General features: G+C 53.6%; 17 protein-coding genes. 9 read left to right on the top strand and 8 right to left on the bottom strand.

The genetic code is table 11. The features are described from left to right. Positions 1-32: 32 nt before the first annotated feature. The 6 genes from H8K43_RS02935 to H8K43_RS02960 all read left to right on the top strand — a co-directional run bounded on the left by H8K43_RS02935 (position 33) and on the right by H8K43_RS02960 (position 8,207). Positions 33-2,372, top strand: coding sequence for a YgiQ family radical SAM protein (locus H8K43_RS02935; RefSeq protein WP_186902466.1), 2,340 nt, complete (start codon positions 33-35; stop codon positions 2,370-2,372). A 161-nt stretch (positions 2,373-2,533) separates the two neighbouring features. Further along, complete coding sequence (locus tag H8K43_RS02940) at positions 2,534-2,815, top strand: hypothetical protein (RefSeq protein ID WP_186902467.1); 282 nt, start codon at positions 2,534-2,536, stop codon at positions 2,813-2,815. A 133-nt stretch (positions 2,816-2,948) separates the two neighbouring features. Continuing rightward, positions 2,949-4,053, top strand: a protein-coding gene (gene prfB / locus H8K43_RS02945; RefSeq protein ID WP_162018772.1) for a peptide chain release factor 2 whose coding sequence is annotated in 2 segments (ribosomal slippage) — positions 2,949-3,029 and positions 3,031-4,053 — 1,104 coding nt in all. Because the reading frame shifts where the segments join, the coding sequence is not laid out codon by codon here. 165 nt (positions 4,054-4,218) lie between these two features. Further along, positions 4,219-5,757, top strand: a complete 1,539-nt coding sequence (lysS, locus tag H8K43_RS02950; RefSeq protein WP_162018773.1) for a lysine--tRNA ligase — start codon at positions 4,219-4,221, stop codon at positions 5,755-5,757. A 193-nt stretch (positions 5,758-5,950) separates the two neighbouring features. Then, positions 5,951-7,729: an ABC transporter ATP-binding protein gene (locus H8K43_RS02955; protein WP_186902468.1), complete on the top strand. Its 1,779-nt coding sequence runs from the start codon at positions 5,951-5,953 to the stop codon at positions 7,727-7,729. 7 nt (positions 7,730-7,736) lie between these two features. Further along, the gene (locus H8K43_RS02960) at positions 7,737-8,207 is read left to right on the top strand and encodes a cupin domain-containing protein (protein ID WP_186902469.1); all 471 of its coding nucleotides are present in this window, start codon (positions 7,737-7,739) and stop codon (positions 8,205-8,207) included. A gap of 49 nt (positions 8,208-8,256) precedes the next feature. Here H8K43_RS02960 and H8K43_RS02965 read toward each other — a convergent pair whose 3' ends face one another. Together H8K43_RS02965 and H8K43_RS02970 are read right to left on the bottom strand one after the other, a co-directional pair. Beyond that, positions 8,257-9,249, bottom strand: coding sequence for an NAD(P)/FAD-dependent oxidoreductase (locus tag H8K43_RS02965; protein WP_186902470.1), 993 nt, complete (start codon positions 9,247-9,249; stop codon positions 8,257-8,259). A gap of 114 nt (positions 9,250-9,363) precedes the next feature. Further along, complete coding sequence (locus H8K43_RS02970) at positions 9,364-9,813, bottom strand: CBS domain-containing protein (RefSeq protein ID WP_162018777.1); 450 nt, start codon at positions 9,811-9,813, stop codon at positions 9,364-9,366. A gap of 281 nt (positions 9,814-10,094) precedes the next feature. Here H8K43_RS02970 and H8K43_RS02975 point away from each other — a divergent pair, with 281 nt between their 5' ends. Genes H8K43_RS02975 through H8K43_RS02985 form a run of 3 tightly spaced genes read left to right on the top strand, consistent with a single transcriptional unit; the run spans position 10,095 to position 12,836 of the window. After that, positions 10,095-11,405 carry an O-acetylhomoserine aminocarboxypropyltransferase gene (locus H8K43_RS02975; RefSeq protein ID WP_186902471.1) on the top strand — a complete coding sequence of 437 codons (1,311 nt, stop codon included), beginning with the start codon at positions 10,095-10,097 and terminating at the stop codon, positions 11,403-11,405. A 1-nt stretch (position 11,406) separates the two neighbouring features. After that, a complete protein-coding gene (locus tag H8K43_RS02980) occupies positions 11,407-12,222 on the top strand; it encodes an alpha/beta fold hydrolase (RefSeq protein WP_186902472.1) in 816 nt (271 codons plus the stop codon). Then, positions 12,219-12,836 (top strand): LysE family translocator, encoded by a 618-nt coding sequence (locus tag H8K43_RS02985; RefSeq protein ID WP_186902473.1) that lies wholly within the window; start codon positions 12,219-12,221, stop codon positions 12,834-12,836. Before H8K43_RS02980 ends, H8K43_RS02985 begins: the two co-directional genes overlap by 4 nt. Before the next feature lie 70 nt (positions 12,837-12,906). On the opposite strand, the gene H8K43_RS02990 is transcribed toward H8K43_RS02985, so the two are convergent. The 6 genes from H8K43_RS02990 to H8K43_RS03015 form a co-directional block, all read right to left on the bottom strand. Further along, complete coding sequence (locus H8K43_RS02990; RefSeq protein WP_186902474.1) at positions 12,907-13,971, bottom strand: sulfotransferase; 1,065 nt, start codon at positions 13,969-13,971, stop codon at positions 12,907-12,909. A gap of 77 nt (positions 13,972-14,048) precedes the next feature. Further along, on the bottom strand, positions 14,049-15,053 hold the full coding sequence (locus H8K43_RS02995) for an acetyltransferase (RefSeq protein WP_186902475.1): 1,005 nt from the start codon (positions 15,051-15,053) through the stop codon (positions 14,049-14,051). Between the two features lie 4 nt (positions 15,054-15,057). Then, entirely contained in the window at positions 15,058-15,747 is a 690-nt protein-coding gene (gene cysC / locus H8K43_RS03000) for an adenylyl-sulfate kinase (protein WP_186902476.1), read from the bottom strand. 39 nt (positions 15,748-15,786) lie between these two features. Next, positions 15,787-17,556: a methyl-accepting chemotaxis protein gene (locus tag H8K43_RS03005; protein ID WP_186902477.1), complete on the bottom strand. Its 1,770-nt coding sequence runs from the start codon at positions 17,554-17,556 to the stop codon at positions 15,787-15,789. Between the two features lie 382 nt (positions 17,557-17,938). After that, the gene (locus tag H8K43_RS03010) at positions 17,939-18,364 is read right to left on the bottom strand and encodes a GNAT family N-acetyltransferase (RefSeq protein ID WP_186902478.1); all 426 of its coding nucleotides are present in this window, start codon (positions 18,362-18,364) and stop codon (positions 17,939-17,941) included. Positions 18,365-18,507: 143 nt separating this feature from the next. Continuing rightward, complete coding sequence (locus H8K43_RS03015) at positions 18,508-19,413, bottom strand: alpha/beta fold hydrolase (RefSeq protein WP_186902479.1); 906 nt, start codon at positions 19,411-19,413, stop codon at positions 18,508-18,510. Between the last annotated feature and the right edge of the window lie 41 nt (positions 19,414-19,454).

Here is a 19,454-nt window from a genome sequence, read left to right on the forward strand (position 1 = left end):
AAGCGCCAGCACTTTCCGGTACAATCGCGCCCATGAATGCTCAGCCTAAAAATTTATTTTCTTTCCCGCGTTACCGCGCCGATGTCGGCGCTGGTCGTACTGCCCCGTTTTTACCCATGTCCCGCGCCGAAATGGACGCCCTGGGCTGGGATAGTTGCGATGTGATCCTGGTCACGGGCGACGCCTATATCGATCATCCGAGTTTCGGCATGGCCTTGATAGGCCGCCTGCTGGAACACCACGGCTTCCGGGTCGGCATCATCAGCCAGCCAGACTGGCATTCGGCCGAGGCCTTCCGTGTGCTGGGTAAGCCGAATCTGTATTTCGGTGTCACTGCCGGGAATATGGATTCCATGGTCAATAAGTACACCGCTGACCGTAAAATCCGTTCCGAAGACGCTTACACACCGAACGGTGAAAAAGAAAAACGTCCTGACCGTGCGCTGACCGTGTATGCCCAACGCGCACGTGAAGCCTATCCGGATGCGAATATCGTAGTTGGCAGTATTGAAGCCAGCCTGCGCCGCATTGCGCACTATGATTACTGGTCGGATAAAGTCCGGCGCTCAGTGCTGCCTGATTCCAAGGCTGACATTCTGTTATTCGGCAATGCCGAACGTGCGCTGATCGACCTCAGCCACCGCCTCGCTGCAGGCGAACCGATCAAACAGATACGTGATTTGCGCGGCACCGCTTTCATGGCGCCGCGTGGCTGGTTGCCAGATGAAGACTGGACCGAAATTCAGTCGGTAAAAATCGACAAGCCGGGCAAGATCGATGCGCATACCGACCCGTATGCGATGACGCCGGAAAAAGACGCTAAATGCAAAACTGAAGGCGGCGCGACGGACAGTGGCACCACCGAAGCCAGCCCCGCTGTCGCAGAGGTAAAGCCTGACGTAGTTCAGCAGCAGACTATCCGCATCATGAGCCGCGAAGAGCGCCAGCTGATGCTCAAAAACCGCCATCACAAGAGCGTAATACGGCTGCCTTCTTTTGAAGAAGTCAAAGACGATCCGGTCATGTATGCGCATGCTTCACGTGTTTTTCATCTGGAAGCCAATCCTGGCAATGCCAAAGCGCTGGTGCAGGCGCATGACGGGCGCGATGTCTGGCTGAATCCGCCACCGCTGCCGCTGGCTATGGATGAAATGGACGGCGTGTATGACCGTGCCTATGCACGTGCGCCCCACCCCTCCTATGGCAATGCGCGCATTCCAGCGTGGGAGATGATACGCTTCTCGGTCAACATCATGCGCGGCTGCTTTGGCGGCTGCACCTTCTGCTCTATCACTGAGCATGAGGGCCGCATCATCCAGAGCCGCTCCGAGCCATCCATCCTGCGCGAAATCGAAGAAATCCGCGATAAGGTCAAAGGCTTTACCGGCACCATTTCCGATCTGGGCGGTCCAACCGCAAATATGTACCGGCTCGCTTGTAAGGATAAGAAGATAGAGGAATCCTGCCGCCGCTTGTCCTGCGTTTATCCCGGCATTTGCTCGAATCTGGGCACCGATCACAGCAAACTGATTTCGATTTACCGCAAGGCGCGCGCGCTGCCCGGCATCAAAAAAATCCTGATCAGCTCCGGCCTGCGCTACGACCTGGCCGTGCGCTCGCCCGAATATGTGAAAGAATTAGTTACCCATCACGTGGGCGGCTTGCTGAAAATCGCGCCGGAGCACACCGAACAAAATACCTTGTCTAAGATGATGAAGCCCGGCATCGGGACTTACGACGAATTCAAGGAAATGTTCGACCGCTATTCGCGCGAAGCTGGCAAAGAACAGTATCTGATCCCCTACTTCATCGCCGCCCATCCGGGAACCACCGATGAAGACATGGTCAATCTGGCGCTGTGGCTGAAAGAAAAAGACTTTAAGCTGGATCAGGTGCAAACCTTTATGCCTACCCCAATGGCATTGGCAACCACCATGTACCACACACGCAAGAATCCGCTTAAAAAAGTCAGCGGCGATTCTGAAGCGGTGGAAACTGCACGCTCCGGCAAGGTCAGAAAATTCCATAAGGCTTTGTTACGCTATCACGCACCGGAAAACTGGGAAGTCTTGCATGAGGGCTTGTTACGCATGGGACGGCGCGATCTGATCGGCAGCGGCCCGCGCCATCTGATTCCAGCGCGCCAGCCATCGGTAGCGCTGACCGTGGAAAACAGCGGCGTGCTGAATGGCCGTCGCGTGGCAGCACCCAAGATCAATACCTTTGGCAAAAAACCAGCTGGCCGGACCGCGGTCGCCAGCGCCAAGCCAGCGGCGCCCGCTTCGCGCAATGGTCTTAGCTATAACAGTGCCAAACCGAAAGCCAAGCCAGCCCAGCCGGCTGGCAGCAATAAATCGGGACGGCGCGGATAAACGGCTAAGTTTCAAGCAGCCTCACCGGAAAGCCACATGCCTGACCCGCATGTGGCTTTTTTTTCGACTGAGGGCAAAGTCATCATCTTGCTGATGTACAATAAAATTGTCGGTACATCCCCTTTTCAACAACCTGGCAGTGCGGAGGAAGTATGAAACACATGAAAACCGTCTTAATCCTCGAACATACCGAAGAGGTATTCGATAAGCTGACCTGTGATGTATGCGGTACAGAGTCGCGCTGGGATGAAAACTGGAGTAACAATGAGCACGAAAAAGTGATCACCACGATTTCACTCGAAGAAGAAGATTCCCGTGCCAGCGGTGGCAATTCCAAACTGATCCAGTACCACATCTGTCCATCCTGCTTTAAAACCCAGCTCGCACAATGGCTGGAAAGTCATCGTAAAGCAGAACCCACCGTAACTACTTCGGTCTGGTGAGCGAATTTGGCACTGTAAAGTCACTTCAAATACCGTTTTCACGCTTTTTTATACCTGTCCGGACGCGCCGATAAAACATCGCTGCGCGATCCGGTTATAATGCAAGGTTTTATTGCATTAGAAAAGCGACATTATGGAAGCCGAACGCCTCAATAGCCTGTCCTCCCTGCTTGCCGACCTGACGGTCCGTGAAGCCGAACTCCGGAGGTATCTTTGACTTCGATATCAAGTCAGAGAAACTGGAACAAGTTAACGCCGAATTAGAAGATCCTAACGTCTGGAATGATCCAAAACGTGCTCAGGATCTGGGCAAAGAAAAGAAATCCCTGGAAGCCGTGGTCAATACCCTGACCGAGGCAGAAAGTGGTCTGCGCGATGCAAACGATCTGTTTGCCATGGCCAGGGAAGAAAACGACGACGACACCTTGGAATCCATAGAAGCCGATACGCAGCATTTGCGCGAACTGATCGAAGGCATGGAATTCCGTCGTATGTTCAACAATCCTATGGACCCGAACAACTGCTTTATCGATATCCAGGCCGGTGCCGGTGGTACCGAGGCGCAGGACTGGGCATCCATGCTGCTGCGTCAGTATCTGCGCTATTGCGAGCGCAAAGGCTTTAAAGTCGAAATTCTGGAACAATCCGATGGCGATGTGGCCGGTATCAAAACCGCGACGCTGAAAGTGGAAGGCGAATATGCCTACGGCTTCCTGCGCACCGAAACCGGTGTACACCGTCTGGTGCGTAAATCGCCATTCGACTCCAACAATGGCCGCCACACTTCTTTCTCCAGCCTGTTTGTTTATCCTGAAGTGGATGAATCGTTTGAGATCGATATCAATCCGGCCGACGTGCGTACCGATACTTACCGCGCTTCCGGCGCCGGTGGTCAGCATATTAATAAAACTGACTCCGCGGTACGTCTGACCCACGGCCCTTCCGGCATCGTGGTGCAATGTCAGAATGACCGCAGCCAGCATCGTAACCGTGCAGAAGCCTGGGAAATGCTGAAAGCCAAGCTGTTTGAATTAGAGTTACGCAAACGCATGAGCGAAAAGCAAAATCTGGAAGACTCCAAGACCGACGTCGGCTGGGGCCATCAGATCCGCTCTTATGTACTGGATCAGTCCCGCATCAAGGATTTGCGCACTGGCTTTGAAACAGGTAATACCAAAGCCGTACTGGATGGTGATATCGACGAATTTATCGCCGCCTCGTTAAAGCAAGGCGTCTGATCACTGCCATGCAGCCTGCTTTCCGTGTGAACGCGGGCTGCAAATCCGCAATATCTGTAACACCCGTAATTCCCGTAATTTCGCTGCTGTCGCACAGACAGCAGCCCATCCATCAGTCAGCCACTATTTAGCCGGGCCTGTGCCCGTAACACTGAGAGAAATCTTATGTCAGACATTCAAAATCAAACAGCCGCAAGCGAATTGCCGGTCGATGAAAACTCTATCATCGCTGAGCGCCGCGCTAAGCTGGATGCGATCCGCGCCAAAGGCGTCGCCTTCCCGAATGACTTCCGCCCTCAGCATAAGGCGGCAGATCTGCAGGCGCAATACGGCGAAGTCGGTCGCGAAGAACTGGAAGCCATGAATGTGGAAGTCAGCGTGGCTGGCCGCATGATGCTCAAACGTGAAGCAGGCAAAAAAGCGGCATTCGCCACCTTGCAAGACGCCTCCGGCATCAAAGCAGATGGCCGCATCCAGCTGTATGTGACACTGGATAAAACCGGTGAAGAAGCGATGGAAGCCTTCCGTCATTATGATCTGGGCGACATCCTGGGCATAGAAGGCGTACTGTTTAAAACTAAAACGGACGAACTGACCGTCAAAGTCACTACCCTGCGCCTGCTGACCAAATCGCTGCGTCCGCTGCCGGATAAATTCCACGGCCTGGCCAATCAGGAAACCAAATACCGTCAACGCTATGTCGATCTGATCATGAGCGAAGACACACGCCGCACCTTTAAAGCGCGCACTGCAGCGATGACCTCGATCCGTAATTTCATGGCCAGCCACGAATTCATGGAAGTCGAAACACCTATGCTGCATGTGATTCCTGGTGGCGCGGCAGCTAAACCCTTCATCACACATCACAATGCGCTGGACATGGAAATGTACCTGCGTATCGCGCCGGAACTGTATCTGAAGCGTCTGGTGGTCGGCGGCTTTAACCGCGTGTTTGAAGTCAACCGTAACTTCCGCAATGAAGGTGTATCCCCGCGCCACAATCCTGAATTCACCATGATGGAATTCTATGCCGCCTATGTGGATTACAAATGGCTCATGGACTTCACCGAACAAGTCATCCGTAAAGCAGCAGAAGATGCGCATGGCACTGCAGTGCTGACTTATCAGGGCCGCGAGCTGGACCTGTCCAAACCGTTTGAACGCCTGACTATCGTCGGCGCGATCAATAAATATGCACCGCACTATACGCATGAACAATTGCATGATGCAGATTTCATCCGCACTGAGTTGCTGAAGTTTGGCGTCAAACCTTTCGCCACTTCCGGCCTCGGCGCGCTGCAACTGGCGCTGTTCGAAGAAACCGCAGAAGCGCAGTTGTGGAATCCGACTTACATCATCGATTATCCGGTTGAAGTCTCGCCACTGGCACGTGCTTCTGACAGCGTAGCGGGCATTACTGAGCGCTTCGAATTATTTATGACTGGTCGTGAAATCGCGAACGGCTTCTCTGAGCTGAACGATGCGGAAGACCAGGCTGCGCGCTTCATGGCGCAGGTCGCCGCTAAAGATGCAGGCGACGAAGAAGCCATGTACTTCGATGCTGACTATATCCGCGCTTTGGAATATGGCCTGCCTCCGACCGGCGGCTGCGGCATCGGTATCGACCGTCTGATGATGCTGATCACCGACTCACCGAACATCCGTGACGTGATTCTGTTCCCGCATCTGCGTCGCGAAGACTAATTTAGCGGCCGACAACAGGCAGCGAATCAGCCGGGTTTTGTGTATCATTCAACACGAATTGAAGTGCATAAATTCCATGCTGATTTGCCAGTCTGAATACTCGCACCTGCGCATAGCAACAAGCTTGCTGATAACGCTAAGGTGTCACCTTGGGACTGTGTAAGCAGTCCCTTTTTCTTTTCCTCCTGCCCTTATGTCCGCCCACCATCCGCTACGCAAACTGCTGACTTATGCCAGTGCCTATAAAACCGATTTCCGGCTGGCCACGCTGTATTCTGTTCTGAATAAATTCTTTGATGTGCTGCCCGAAGTACTGATCGGTGTTGCGGTCGATATTGTGGTCAATGGTGAAAAAAGCTTCTTAGCGAAGCGGGTGCTCGGTGGCTTTGGCATTACCGAAACCTGGCATCAGCTGGTTTTTCTTGGCGTGCTGAATGCCCTGATCTGGATGGGCGAATCCTGGTTTGAATACCTGCTCTCACTCAAGTGGCGCAAGCTGGCCCAGAATCTGCAGCATGATTTGCGGCTGGATGCCTATGACCATGTACAAAAACTGGACATGGCGTATTTTGAAAATCAGCGCACCGGCAATCTGATGTCCATCCTGAATGAAGACATCAATCAGATGGAACGCTTCCTGAATGGCGGTGCGAATCAGATTATTCAGGTGATCTGCTCGTCCATCATGGTCAGTGCAGTCTTTTTTGCTTTGCAGCCCTCACTCGCAGTCATCGCGCTGCTGCCGGTTCCGGCCATCTTATTTGGTGCGTTCTGGTTCCAGAAACGGCTGGCGCCACGTTATGCAGAAGTACGCGAAGCCGCTGGCGATGTCAGCGCCCGCCTGAACAATAATCTGCTCGGCCTGGCCACCATCAAAGCCTTTGCGACCGAGGACTTTGAAAAGCAGCAGATCGGTGAGGCGAGTAATGCCTACCGCAGAGCCAATGCGCGCGCCATTGCAGTCAGTTCGGCGATTACGCCGGTGATACGCATGGCGATTCTGGCAGGCTTTACCGCAACCCTGGTCTACGGGGGCTGGCTGACGCTGCATGATGAGCTGGCGGTCGGCGCGTATTCGGTACTGGTCTACCTGACCCAAAGACTGTTATGGCCGATGACGGGACTGGCAGAAGTCGCTGACATGTACCAACGCTCTATGTCGGCGATAGACCGCGCCATGAATTTGCTGGATACACCGATACAAATCCGCTACGACGGCAAGGCACTGCCACAAGCACAAGTCAGTGGCGATATACGCTTTGAAGATGTGAGCTTTGCGTATGGCGAGCAAACCACGCTGCATCACATCAGCCTGCATATCCCCGCTGGCAAAACAGTGGCCTTTGTCGGCTCAACCGGTTCTGGTAAATCGACGCTGGTGAAATTACTGTTGCGTTTTTATACGCCAGCGTCCGGCCATATTTTGCTGGATGGTGTCGCCAGTGACAGCCTGAACCTGCAGGATCTGCGCCGCGTGATCGGCTATGTGGCCCAGGATAGCTTCCTGACCGATGGCACGATCGCAGACAATATCGCTTATGGCCTGGAACAGGTCAGCGATGCAGATATCGCCGCTGCCGCACGCGCCGCAGAAGCGATGGAGTTTATCGAGAAACTGCCTTTAGGTTTTGCCACCCGCATCGGTGAACGTGGCCAGAAACTATCTGGAGGCCAGCGCCAGCGCCTGGCACTGGCACGTGCCATTCTGAAAAATCCGCCTGTACTGATACTGGATGAAGCAACCAGCGCAGTTGACAATGAGACCGAAGCTGCGATACAACGCAGTCTGGATGTCGTGAGTAAAAACCGTACCACTATCGTGATTGCACATCGTTTATCTACGGTGAGACTAGCCGACTGCATACATGTGATGGAAGCGGGACGCATCGTGGAAAGTGGCAGCCATGAACAGTTGTTAGCCAATAATCGCAGCTATGCCGCCTTGTGGCGTTTACAAACTGGTGAAAGATAATTCTGAAATGAAAAAAACCCTGATCTCCTGCGCCGTTGGCGCCCTGCTCGCCTTACTGGTGGTCGCCACGTATCAGACTGCGCAACACATCAGCAACATTGCACCAGCCAGCACAGAAACGGCGACTCCGGTTCTCAAGCCTTTAGCAGTCGATCCATCCTGGGTCAAACAAGGAAACCCAAATTTCCGCGCCACTGAATTTTTCAAATCCAGCGATGGCAAAACCAGCTCGGGTATTTTTGAATGCGACGCTTCCACCTTTGAATGGCGTTATCAACTGGATGAAGCGGTCTATATACTGGATGGCAGCGTGGAACTGGACTACCAGGGTAAACGCTTTACACTAAAAGCCGGTGATAGCGCATTCTTCCGCGCCGGCACCACCGCGACCTGGCATGTTCCATCCCATATCCGTAAAACCTGGACACTGTACGACGCAGGAAAAGTGGCACGCAGCTTCGCCAAAGTCAGCAATTAATAAGCAGATGGCGGGCTGCAGCCTGTGCTGACAGCCCGCCGATTCTGCTTTAGCCTACCGCGCTGGCCAATGCCAGTCCGCTCAGAAACGCGTTCTCGACCTTGCCTCCGCCTTCCAGGCCGTTAGCAAACCAGTCGCCACACACACCGATACCCGCCTTCGCATCCCACAAGCAAGACTGCTGCAGAGGCTGCTGCGCTTGTGAATAACGCCAGCGATGCACTACCGCATAAATCGGTTGTATCCATGAACCGGTCGCTTCATGGAAAGCCTTGAGTAATTTTTCTTTGGCGCGCTCAGGCTCATCTTCCAGATGCTCCTCACTCCACGCGCGCGTGGCATGCGCGACCCAGCGCTCACCTGCGCGGTGCTGAGGTTTAGCGTTGTCCCTGGCAATCCAGCCCAGACGTGATTGCTGCACCCAGGCGCAGTCATATGGCAGATCCAGCGCATCCTGGAAACCCAGCATCAGACACCAGCAAGGCGACAGCCGCGCCTGCTCGGCCTGTGCTGCAAAGGCAGGCAGCGGCTGCAATAGAGGAATCGCCTGATCGGAAGGAATCGCCAGTATCACCGCATCAAATGGCCCTGCGCTGGCCGCCACACTGACCGTACCGGACTGAATTTTCAGCAGCCACTTGCCCTGATAGGCCTCCAGCGCCAGCACCTGCTGATCGGACCGCACATCGAGGCCATGCGCCAGATGTTTGCCTAATGCGCTCATCCCAGGTACCGCAACATAAGGTTTGGACTGACGTCCTGCAGTTTTCGCCACCCCCGCCTCCAGGTTCACCAGGCGCGCATCCCAAGCCTGCACCCAGCCGACTTTTTTCCAGTCGGCGACTTCTTTTTTGAAGCGATCTGTCGTCGCAGTGAAGTATTGCGCGCCATGATCGAAACCACCTAATTCGGTGTGACGGGTACTCATGCGTCCACTGACACCCAGACTTTTTTCATAGACCGTCACATGATGTCCCTGCATTTGCAAATGACGGGCGGCAGTTAAGCCGGATAAACCTGCACCAACCACAGCGATATGCATATTCATTTCCTTTTTTTCTGATAAAAACCACCATACAGAGACGGCAGCGATAAACAAAAACGCCCGCAACAAACATGGGCGGGCGTTATGCTAAGCGATTCCGGTGCGCTTTGCTCAGGACTCGTTATCTTCGACTGGCCAGTCGCGGATATAGGCCTTGAGCATTTTGTTTTCAAAGCTTTGCGCTTCAAGTACCGCTCTGGCCACGTCATAAAAGGAAATCACACCCAGCAGGGTTTTGGCGTCCATCACCGGCAGATAACGCGAGTGCTTTTCCAGCATCATGCGGCGTACTTCATTAACCTCAGTTTCGGGCGTGACCGTAATCGGATGATCATCCATGTATTTGCGCACGGTGCCATTGCCCAGCGAGCCGCCATTTTTATGAATCGCACGTATCACTTCACGGAAAGTCAGGATGCCAGCCAGATCGCCGTACTCCATGACGACCAGAGAGCCGATATCTTTTTCTTCCATCACGCTGACCGCCTCCGTAATCGGCGTGTCCGGCGTAATCGTGAACAGGATATTGCCTTTTACCTGAAGAATTTCGGAAACTTTCATGTATGCGATCTCCTCTGATCTGGTTGTTTTCGGGCTGAGCCTGATGGTGGCACAAGGTAGCTAAAGACCCGGGCAGCCTCTGCAGCCATCAGGCGAACGGGTGCAAACCGGAGACACTCTTGCGTCAGCGCCATGTTTTTACTCTGCACACCAATGTATCTTAAGCGATGCAAAAAATCCAGCGCAACTACGTTATTTTTAGAGCAAAAACCCGGAATTCGCATGACGCTGTATGGCGCGAGTGGTAGCATGGCGGCGTCACAAAATGGAGATACCAGTTTATGAGCGGACCACGATATCCGGGCTTTGACACGCTGTCCCTGCATGCAGGTGCCAGCCCCGACCCCAGCACAGGCGCACGCGCCACCCCGATTTACCTGAGCTCGTCATTCAGCTTTCAAAACGCGGATCACGCAGCAGCCCTATTCAATATGGAAAAAACCGGGCATGTGTATTCACGCATTTCCAATCCCACCAATGCCGTGCTGGAAGAACGTATCGCGGCACTGGAAGGTGGTGTCGCCGGGCTGGCGGTCGCCAGCGGTCAGGCTGCGCTGCATCTGGCGATTGCCACGATCGCCGGTGCCGGTTCGCATCTGGTCGCATCACGCGCCTTGTATGGCGGCTCGCATAATTTGCTGAGCTACACCATGAAACGCTTCGGCATAGAAACCACCTTCGTCGATCCGCGTGACCCAGATGCCTGGGTCGCTGCGATTCGCCCTGAGACCAAGGCCTTGTTTGCTGAAACTTTGGGTAATCCAGGGCTCGATGTATTGAATATCCCCGTGATCGCTGAGATCGCACACAGCCATCATTTACCCTTGCTGGTGGATTCCACCTTCACCACACCTTATCTGTTAAAACCTTTGGATCATGGAGCCGATCTGGTGTTTCATTCGGCCACCAAATTCCTGTGCGGACATGGCACTGCCATCGGTGGTGTGCTGGTTGATGGCGGCAGCTTTGACTGGCAGGCCGCACATCAGCACACTGGCCGTTTCGCTGAATTATGCGAACCCTATGATGGTTTCCATGGCATGGTATTCGCAGAAGAATCACCGGTAGCTGCATTTGCCTTACGCGCGCGGCGCGAAGGTTTGCGCGACTTTGGCGCCTGCATGAGTCCACACAATGCCTTCACCATTTTGCAGGGTGTAGAAACCCTGAGCCTGCGTATGGAAAAGCATGTTGCCAACACCAGACAGATCGTCGAATTCCTGCTCAGCCATCCGGCGGTAGACAGCATTTCCTACCCTGAACTCGAAAGCCATCCGGATTACGCGCTGGCTCAGCAATTACTGCCTAAGGGTTGCGGCGCAGTGTTCTCATTTAATCTCAAAGGTGACCGCGCAGCCGGTAAGCGCTTCGTCGAATCGCTACAGGTATTTTCTCACCTGGCCAATGTTGGTGATGCTAAGTCGCTGGTGATCCACCCTGCTTCCACCACCCATTTCCGGGTTCCGGCAGATCAGCTGGCAGCCTCAGGCATCAGCGAAGGCACCATGCGTTTGTCGGTAGGACTGGAAGATATCAGCGATCTCAAAGACGATCTCAACCGCGCCTTAAAAGCCGCACTGAAAGGAGCATGAGATGCAGCTGACTATAGACAATAAGACCGCGTACGCCTATACCGGCGGCAAAGCACTGCGTAGTGAGCAGCCAACGCTGGTGCTGATCCACGGCGCGCAGAATGATCACTCGGTGTGGGCACTGCAAAGCCGCTACCTGGCCAATCATGGCTATAACCTGATTGCACTGGATTTACCGGGCCACGGCCTGAGTGCAGGCCCTGCCCTGAGCAGCGTGGAAGACATGGCTGACTGGGTACTCGCTTTTCTGCAACAGGCTGGCATAGAGCACGCTCATCTGGCCGGTCACAGCATGGGTTCACTGATCGCACTGGAAGCCAGTTATCGTGCGCCTGCCGTGGTCAGCAGCCTGAGTCTGATCGGCACCGCTTATCCGATGAAGGTATCGGACGCTTTGCTGAATGCCGCGCGCGACGAGGAACAAAGCGCAATCGACATGGTGAATATCTGGTCGCACTCTGGCCTGGTCGCCCGTCCGTCCTGTCCGGCTCCGGGCATGTCACTGCATGGTATGAGCCGCCGTCTGATGCAGAGAATCGCGGCACGCAATCCGGCCGAAAAAGTATTTCATATCGATTTCAGCGCCTGCAATGCCTATGCAAATGGTGAAGCGGCGGCCGCCGCAGTGCGCTGTCCGGCGCTGTTTGTGTTGGGCCAGCAGGATATGATGACGCCTGCCAAAGCAAGTAAGACACTGAGCGCCGCCATCCCGCACAGTCAGATACGCCTGATCGCCAACAGCGGCCATTCGCTGATGAGTGAACAGGGCGACGCAGTGTTGACGGCGATGCTTGGTTTTCTGCAGGGCCAGCGATGAATTGGGAAAATCTGGCTTTATTTACCGTGACTGAAGCAGCGATGTCGCTGTCGCCGGGACCGGCAGTGATGATGGTGGTCGCGTACGGCATCGCACGTGGCTGGCGCACCTCCTTGTTTGTGACTTTGGGTATCTTAAGTGGCAATGCGATTTTCTTTTTGCTGTCCGCCACTGGCCTCAGCGGCGTATTGCTGGCGTCGCCACAGCTGTTTTTGGGTATTAAGTATCTGGGTGCGGCGTATCTGGTGTATCTGGGTTTGTCAGCCATCACCGGCAGACCTTCACCGATCACGCTGTCGCGGCTATCCGAAAATACGCTGAGCCCACGCCGGATTTATCTCAATGCACTGATGCTGCAATTGACGAATCCGAAAACGATGCTGACCTTTGTCGCCATCCTGCCGCAATTTATTAACCTGCAGCAGCCAGTCGGCTGGCAAATGCTGATACTGGCAGTGTGTTCGATTGTTCCGGAGTTTTTCATCTTGCTGGCGTACGGCATGCTGGCGTCCAAAGCCAGTCATTTAGCAACGCAAGAACGTTATGCGCTGATCACCGAACGCATCGCTGGTGTATTGGTCTTGCTGGCAGGCGTGATGATCGCCATCGTCTGATCCGGCCTTGTTAGCCGCCAGTTGTCGCGCTTTGCATCCCGCTGCATGTGGATGAAAAGCGCGACTCGCCTCACACAGAGTTTTTTGTAGCCAGCTGTGCCAGATAATCGGCCCGGAAACGACGCAGTATAAAGTCCTTGAAGTTTGCTTCCTTGAGTTGAGTCCAGGCTTGCAGACGTTTGACGCGCGATGCTTCCCTCGCCTCTGCGATCATTGCAGGATCAAGCGCACAACTGGCTGCTGTCATTCTTTCGTAGCCATATTGCAGCATCCAGTCAGCGCAGATACTATCAATGGCCTCGATTTCAGTGATGGATAGCTGCTGCTTGAATTTATCTTTGTTCGCCATCAGCGGTGGAAAGCGGTTACTTTCCCACAGCGCCGATAATTGCGAAATCTGTTGTGCTTCCGCTGAATGAGCAACATCCAGCATCGCTGGCAAAAATGGAATACCAAAGAAGCTGCAGACTCGGCGCAATACCGCTTCCTGATTACTCAGAAAATCTTCATAGCGTATGCTCAGCACCCGATCTGGCCAGCGCTGCTGGACTTGCTGCGCCATTTCATGCGCTTCACGCCAGGTCAGTGCATTCAAACGCGAATCGTAGTCGTGAATAATGGCACGGTTCATCGACGCGACCTGGGCACGCGGATCGCGGATCACGTTCAGGAACAGCATATCGGGAAACAAGTCCATCAGTTCATCCGCATAGCGCACGCTGTCCAGTGACTTGTCCATGACGATACCAGCCTGATGCAATTCACCTGCGCGTAACAGCAATTCCCATAAGATGCGGTGCACACTACGTTTCTGATCGCGTAAGGCCTCAAAAATCTCGACCGGATCAAATACCATGTCTTTCCATTTGACCATGCTGGCAGCTTGCAGGCCTATGACATCGACCACCAGCCGGAAATAGTTTTCATCCTGCGACAAGTCACCGTAGCCCGGCAGCAGCGGCATGAAATCGATGATGTGCAATGGGTAGGGAGAATAAAACGCAGGATTCTGATTCAGACGCAGACGCAGCGCATGACTGCCGCAACGGCGTAGCGGTATCATCAGCACCGGGCGTGGCCGGCCTGATGGCTGAGTTGTATCTGAATGCTCCTGCCTGACTGCTGGTGCTTGCATGATCTGCCTCGTCTTCGTTCAGTTTCCATCACGACCGGCAGACACGCCTCCGAAGTGCTGAGCACATGAAATTCACTTCAGGGCTGGCGGCCTGCTTGAGCCGGCTCAAAAAAATCAAAAAACCGCTGATAAAACAAGTCCTGCTGTTCTGCCTCCAGGACATTGATACCCGCTGCAATCCGGCGTCCGCCACCACCGGCGAACTGGCTGCACAGGCGGTCGGCTGGCAGTGTTTCCGGATGGGCCGAGCGCACGCTGACCACAAATCCGCCCTGCTGCCTTGGCGTCAGCACCGCAAACGAATATTCCCTGCGTTCTTCCAGCAAGCGGTTGGCCAGCAAGCCAGACAGGCGTCTCGCCCACGGTACATCCGGCAAGAGATAAATTTCACTGAGCCCACGACTGGCTACCGGTTGCAATTCACTCAAAAAAATCGTCTCTTCAGCAAACGCATATTGCAGAGCCAAAAAGTGACTGGAGTTCTGAATAAAATCAAAGGGATTAACGAATTTATGTACTTCTCGATACAGCAATTGCGGATGTACATGCAAATCTTCCGTGCTTTCCCCATAAGCGTTGTAATTCAGCAGTCGTCCTAATTCCATCAATGCCGAACGGTCTTCGCGGCTCAGACCATGCTGCATCGCGAGTCCATTGGCGGTATCGAGCAGATTGTCACCAAACGCAGCAACGATGGCCCACATCACATAACGGCCTTCCAGATATTCATTGACCAGCAAACTGGTACAGACATCACGTGCATCATTCCAATACAACTGCAAATTCGGATGCGCAAAGCGCTGGTTAGCCGCATGGTGGTCGAAATACTCGACTTCTGCGCCAGCCGCCAGATGCTTTTTGAGCGCCTCCACATTCGTATCCAGTGAAATATCGAGTACGGTGATCCGGTCTCCGGCTTTGGCATCTATCCGGCTCAGCAAAGCCACATCGCGCTTCACCCCGGTAATCTCAATCGTCTCACGTGGAAACGCCAGTCTGAGCTGATGCAGGGCGCAAATCCCATCGGCGTCACCATTAAACACATCAAAACATGTCACATTGTCCGGGATTGCTGTTGTCATCAGTTCACCTCATCAAACATCGCTCCGCCAGATACGCCAATAGCTGGTCTGCGGCCGTCTGCGTCGTTGTTAACTCGGTATCTATCGTGAAATCAGGGGTTTCCGGCTCCTCATAGGGCGCACTGACACCGGTGAACTGCGGAATCTCGCCTCTTCTGGCTTTGGCATACAAGCCTTTGGGATCACGCTGCTCACAGGTTTTACCTGATGCCTTGACGTATACCTCAACAAAATTGTCATGACCGATAATTTCGGCTGCCATCGCACGGTCTGCACGTAAAGGCGAGATGAACGCGGTAATCACGATCATGCCAGCTTCATTAAACAGATGCGCGACTTCCGCTGCGCGGCGTAAATTCTCGCGCCGGTCAGCGACGGAAAAGCCTAAATCGCTATTGAGGTGATGCCGCAGGTTATCTCCATCCAGCACATAACACAGCTGCCCACAGTCCAGCAGCTGCTTTTCGAGTGCATAGGCCAGGGTGGATTTGCCTGCAGCACTGAGTCCGGTCATCCATAAACATAGCGGACGCTGGCCCAGTACCCTCTCCCTTACTGTAGCTGAGACATGACCGGAATGCCAGACTACATGCTGTGCGCGTGGCTGAGTATCAGGCAGAAAGCGCCCGAGTGTCTCTTTCCTGTCGATAGCGAGTGGCGACGCGGCCGGAACGGTTTGCGCGAAGATTGGCATATGCCCTCCTGTTACTCATTTACGCTGTGATACAGCTACTCAGAATTCTTCCCATTCCTGCTCAGTCGCGGCTTTGGTCTGGCGTGCAGGCTGGGCCTGTGCGGTACCACCGATACGCTTGATCTGTTTGAGCGATGGTGCTGACTGTGCATGCGGTGCAGCTTTTTTGACCAGTGGCAGAACTTTAGCGGACTTCGCCGCTGCTACCGGGCTATTCAAATTGGGTGAGGCACTTTGGGCAGAGGACAGGATGAAAGTACTGACCAGGTCGCTCAGACTATCCGACTGATTTTGCAAAGAGGCCGCTGCTGCTGCTGCTTCTTCGACCAAAGCAGCATTTTGCTGGGTTACATCATCCATTTGCACGATGGCCTCGTTGATCTGCTCGATACCGGCAGTCTGCTCCTGAGTGGCCAGCATAATTTCATTCATAATGGCGGTCACGCTTTGTATGCTGCCGACGATTTCTTCCATCGTCGCACCTGCCTGATCGACCAGTTTGGCACCGATCTCCACTTTACTGACTGAGTCGTCGATCAGTTTCTTGATCTCGCGTGCTGCCTCGGCGGAGCGCTGAGCCAGATTGCGTACTTCAGTCGCTACCACGGCAAAACCACGACCCTGCTCACCCGCCCGCGCTGCTTCGACGGCGGCATTCAGCGCCAGGATATTGGTCTGGAAAGCGATGCCATCGATAACGCCGATAATATCGACAATCTTGCGTGAAGAATCATTAATGGAACCCATGGTCTGCACCACTTCACCCACCACAGTACCCCCCTTGACTGCGACATCGGAGGCAGACATCGCGAGCTGATTCGCCTGACGTGCGCTGTCAGCATTTTGTTTCACGGTTGAGGTCAGTTCTTCCATTGAGGACGCAGTTTCTTCCAGCGACCCCGCCTGCTGTTCTGAGCGTGAAGATAAATCCATATTACCGGAAGCGATCTGGCGCGATGCGCTGGCGATCGTTTCGGTACCGGTTCTGACCATGCCAACGATGTCCGCCAGGCCATTACGCATATCGCGCATCGCGTGCATCAGACTGTGGCTGTCACCCTTATCGACCCGGATGTCCATGCTCAGATCACCAGAAGCAATTTTTTCAGCGATTTGCACCAGATAACGTGGCTCGCCACCCAGTTGGGCCAGCAAACTACGTACGATTAACCAGGCAGCGATAGCGCCGACCAGCAAGGCCAGACAACCCAGGGTAATCAAGGTGCTGCGCGCCTGTTTATAATCCGCCGCTGCTTTGACGACCGCAGCCTGATTTTGCTTTTCCTGCTCAACCATCTGCTCATTGATCATATCCCACCATTTGCGTTGCACTGGGCGATATTCATAACGCAGGATGCGATAAGCCTCTTCGGTCTGTTTTTGTAAAGCCAGGTTCGCCGCTTTTTCAATAAATGGCAGTGATAATTTGGATTGCTCTGCGATCTTATCCAGATTTGCGATGTCTGCAGGTGAAGACTCAGGATCCGTCTTCAGCAATTGATAAAGTTTGGTCTGTGCATCTGCATATTTTTTATTTTGTGCTGCGATGCGGTCTACCTCTATCTGTATCTCTTTTTGCTCCGTCAGCAAAATCAGATTGCGTAGCGCCAATGCGCGTTCGGTAACAGTCAGATACATGGTTTGCGCGGTACGGATTTCTTCATCGTTAAATTGCACGATTTGCTCCATACGCTTATTCATTTGCTGCATATTAATGATCGCCATTGCCAAAATGACGAACATAAACACGAGGACCAGACTAAAGCCACTAATGAGTCTGGTCGAAACTTTGGTATTTTGTATATTCATTTTTTCCTCCGCACGCGCATCAGTTCCACATTACTACAAGTCAACATCAACACCCGATATGTCCCGGTTGCCGCACAATCCTTGCTGGTTGCAGGCACAGTGTGGCCACGATGACTAGCTATTAGTGCCACATGAAAAAGCTTTGTGCTGACCAGGTAGTTACCAAAAAACAAAATGCAAAAAAATGTTACACAGATCTTACTCTAGTGCATATATTTCAAAAGTCACTATTTATTATTAACTTATCTATAGACGGAAAAATCATATGCTACATCGATATATAGCGATGAAAGCCTGTGTCGTGGACAGCTCAGAAACAGGAGCAAGCGGCCATAAAAAAAGCCAGCGCTGAGGCTGGCTGGTGCTGCAATCGCGGTAGCAATTACAATGTATGCTTCATCGAGACATGCGGGATGCCGGCTTCTTCAAAACTATCGCCCTCACGCACAAAGCCTTCACGCAGATAAAAGCGCTCTGCTGTGTGCTGTGCATTCAGACGCACTTCGGCATCACCACGGCGTCTGGCCTGGCTCATGAGTTCACGCAGAATTTCTGCACCGACACCCAGATTACGCGCCGACGCCAGCACTGCCATACGACCGATATGCCCATCGGGCAGCAAGCGCCCGGTTCCGACAGCCTGTTGTTGTTCATTGTAGGCCACCGCGTGCAGGCATTGCGCATCCATCACATCCCATTCCAACTCTGCCGGAATATTTTGTTCGACGACAAAAACCTGATAACGAACTGCTTGCGCATCTTGCTGCAAGCTACTCCAATCTCCTAATACGACTCTTACTGTACTCATGGACGACTTCTCAGTGGTGAAGGGACTTGTAAAACCGGCGCATGCTGCACAGATTCCCTGCAAGCGATGCAGGCCATCCCGGGTGGAAAAACGAACAATATACGCCTGCCAGCCTGCTACTTGCAAGCGCGGTCAAAGCTAACTCAGGAACTCAGGAATTGCCGTAACAGCGCATTCACTCTTTGTGGCTGTTCATGGATCACCCAATGCCCGCCCTCAGGAATGCGTACGATCTGCAAGTCGGGGATAAAAGCCTCTATACCAAGCAGCAGACTGGCTGGCAAAGCCTGATCAGCTTCACCCCAAATGATGCGTACCGGTGGCTGCACGCAGAAATCAGCGGGTTTCAGTTCCAGGCGCTGCGCACCGGCCGCCTGATTTGTCGGTGGGTGCAAGGGCGAAGCACGATAATAATTCACACCGCCATGCAGGCCACGCTGCCAGCATGCGTGATACTTACTGCGGGTGTCCGCATCAAACCAGACTGCGGGCGGCTGTCCCATGCCCTGAAAAAAGCCTTCCATTAAAGCGAAATTGTCTTTTTCCAGTGCCTGCTCAGAACCCGGCTGCCGCAACCAGTTCATGTATGCGCTGGAAGCCTGCTGGGCAGGGTCGTTTGCGAGTGCCTGCATAAACAGATAGGGATGCGGTGAGTTGATGATGATGAGTTTTTCCACCAGCTTGGGCAAGGCATTCGCGAGATTCCAACATACCGCGCCACCCCAGTCATGCGCGACGATGATCGCTTGCTGATAACCCAGCGTAGTGATCAGCCCCTGCAAATCATCAACGATATGTCTGGCTTTGTAAGCAGCGGGATCAGTCGGCATATCCGACAGATTAAAGCCACGCAAATCCGGCGCTACCGCAAAATAATCCGTGCCGAATTCTTCCAGTTGCGCTACCCACTCGTACCAGAATTCGGGAAAGCCATGCACAAACAAAATCAGCGGCCGGCCAGGCTCACCGGCACTCGCATAATGCAGGCGCGTGCCATTCGGCAGTTGCGCAAATTGTCCGGTTTGTATCTGAACTTTTGCCATGCTCATACTTAGCTCCTGTGCCTTAAATAAGAAGATGAAACGAGCCG

It is taken from the genome of Cognatundibacterium curvum, from assembly GCF_014284235.1.
In the GTDB taxonomy this organism is placed as follows: domain Bacteria; phylum Pseudomonadota; class Gammaproteobacteria; order Burkholderiales; family Burkholderiaceae_D; genus Undibacterium; species Undibacterium curvum.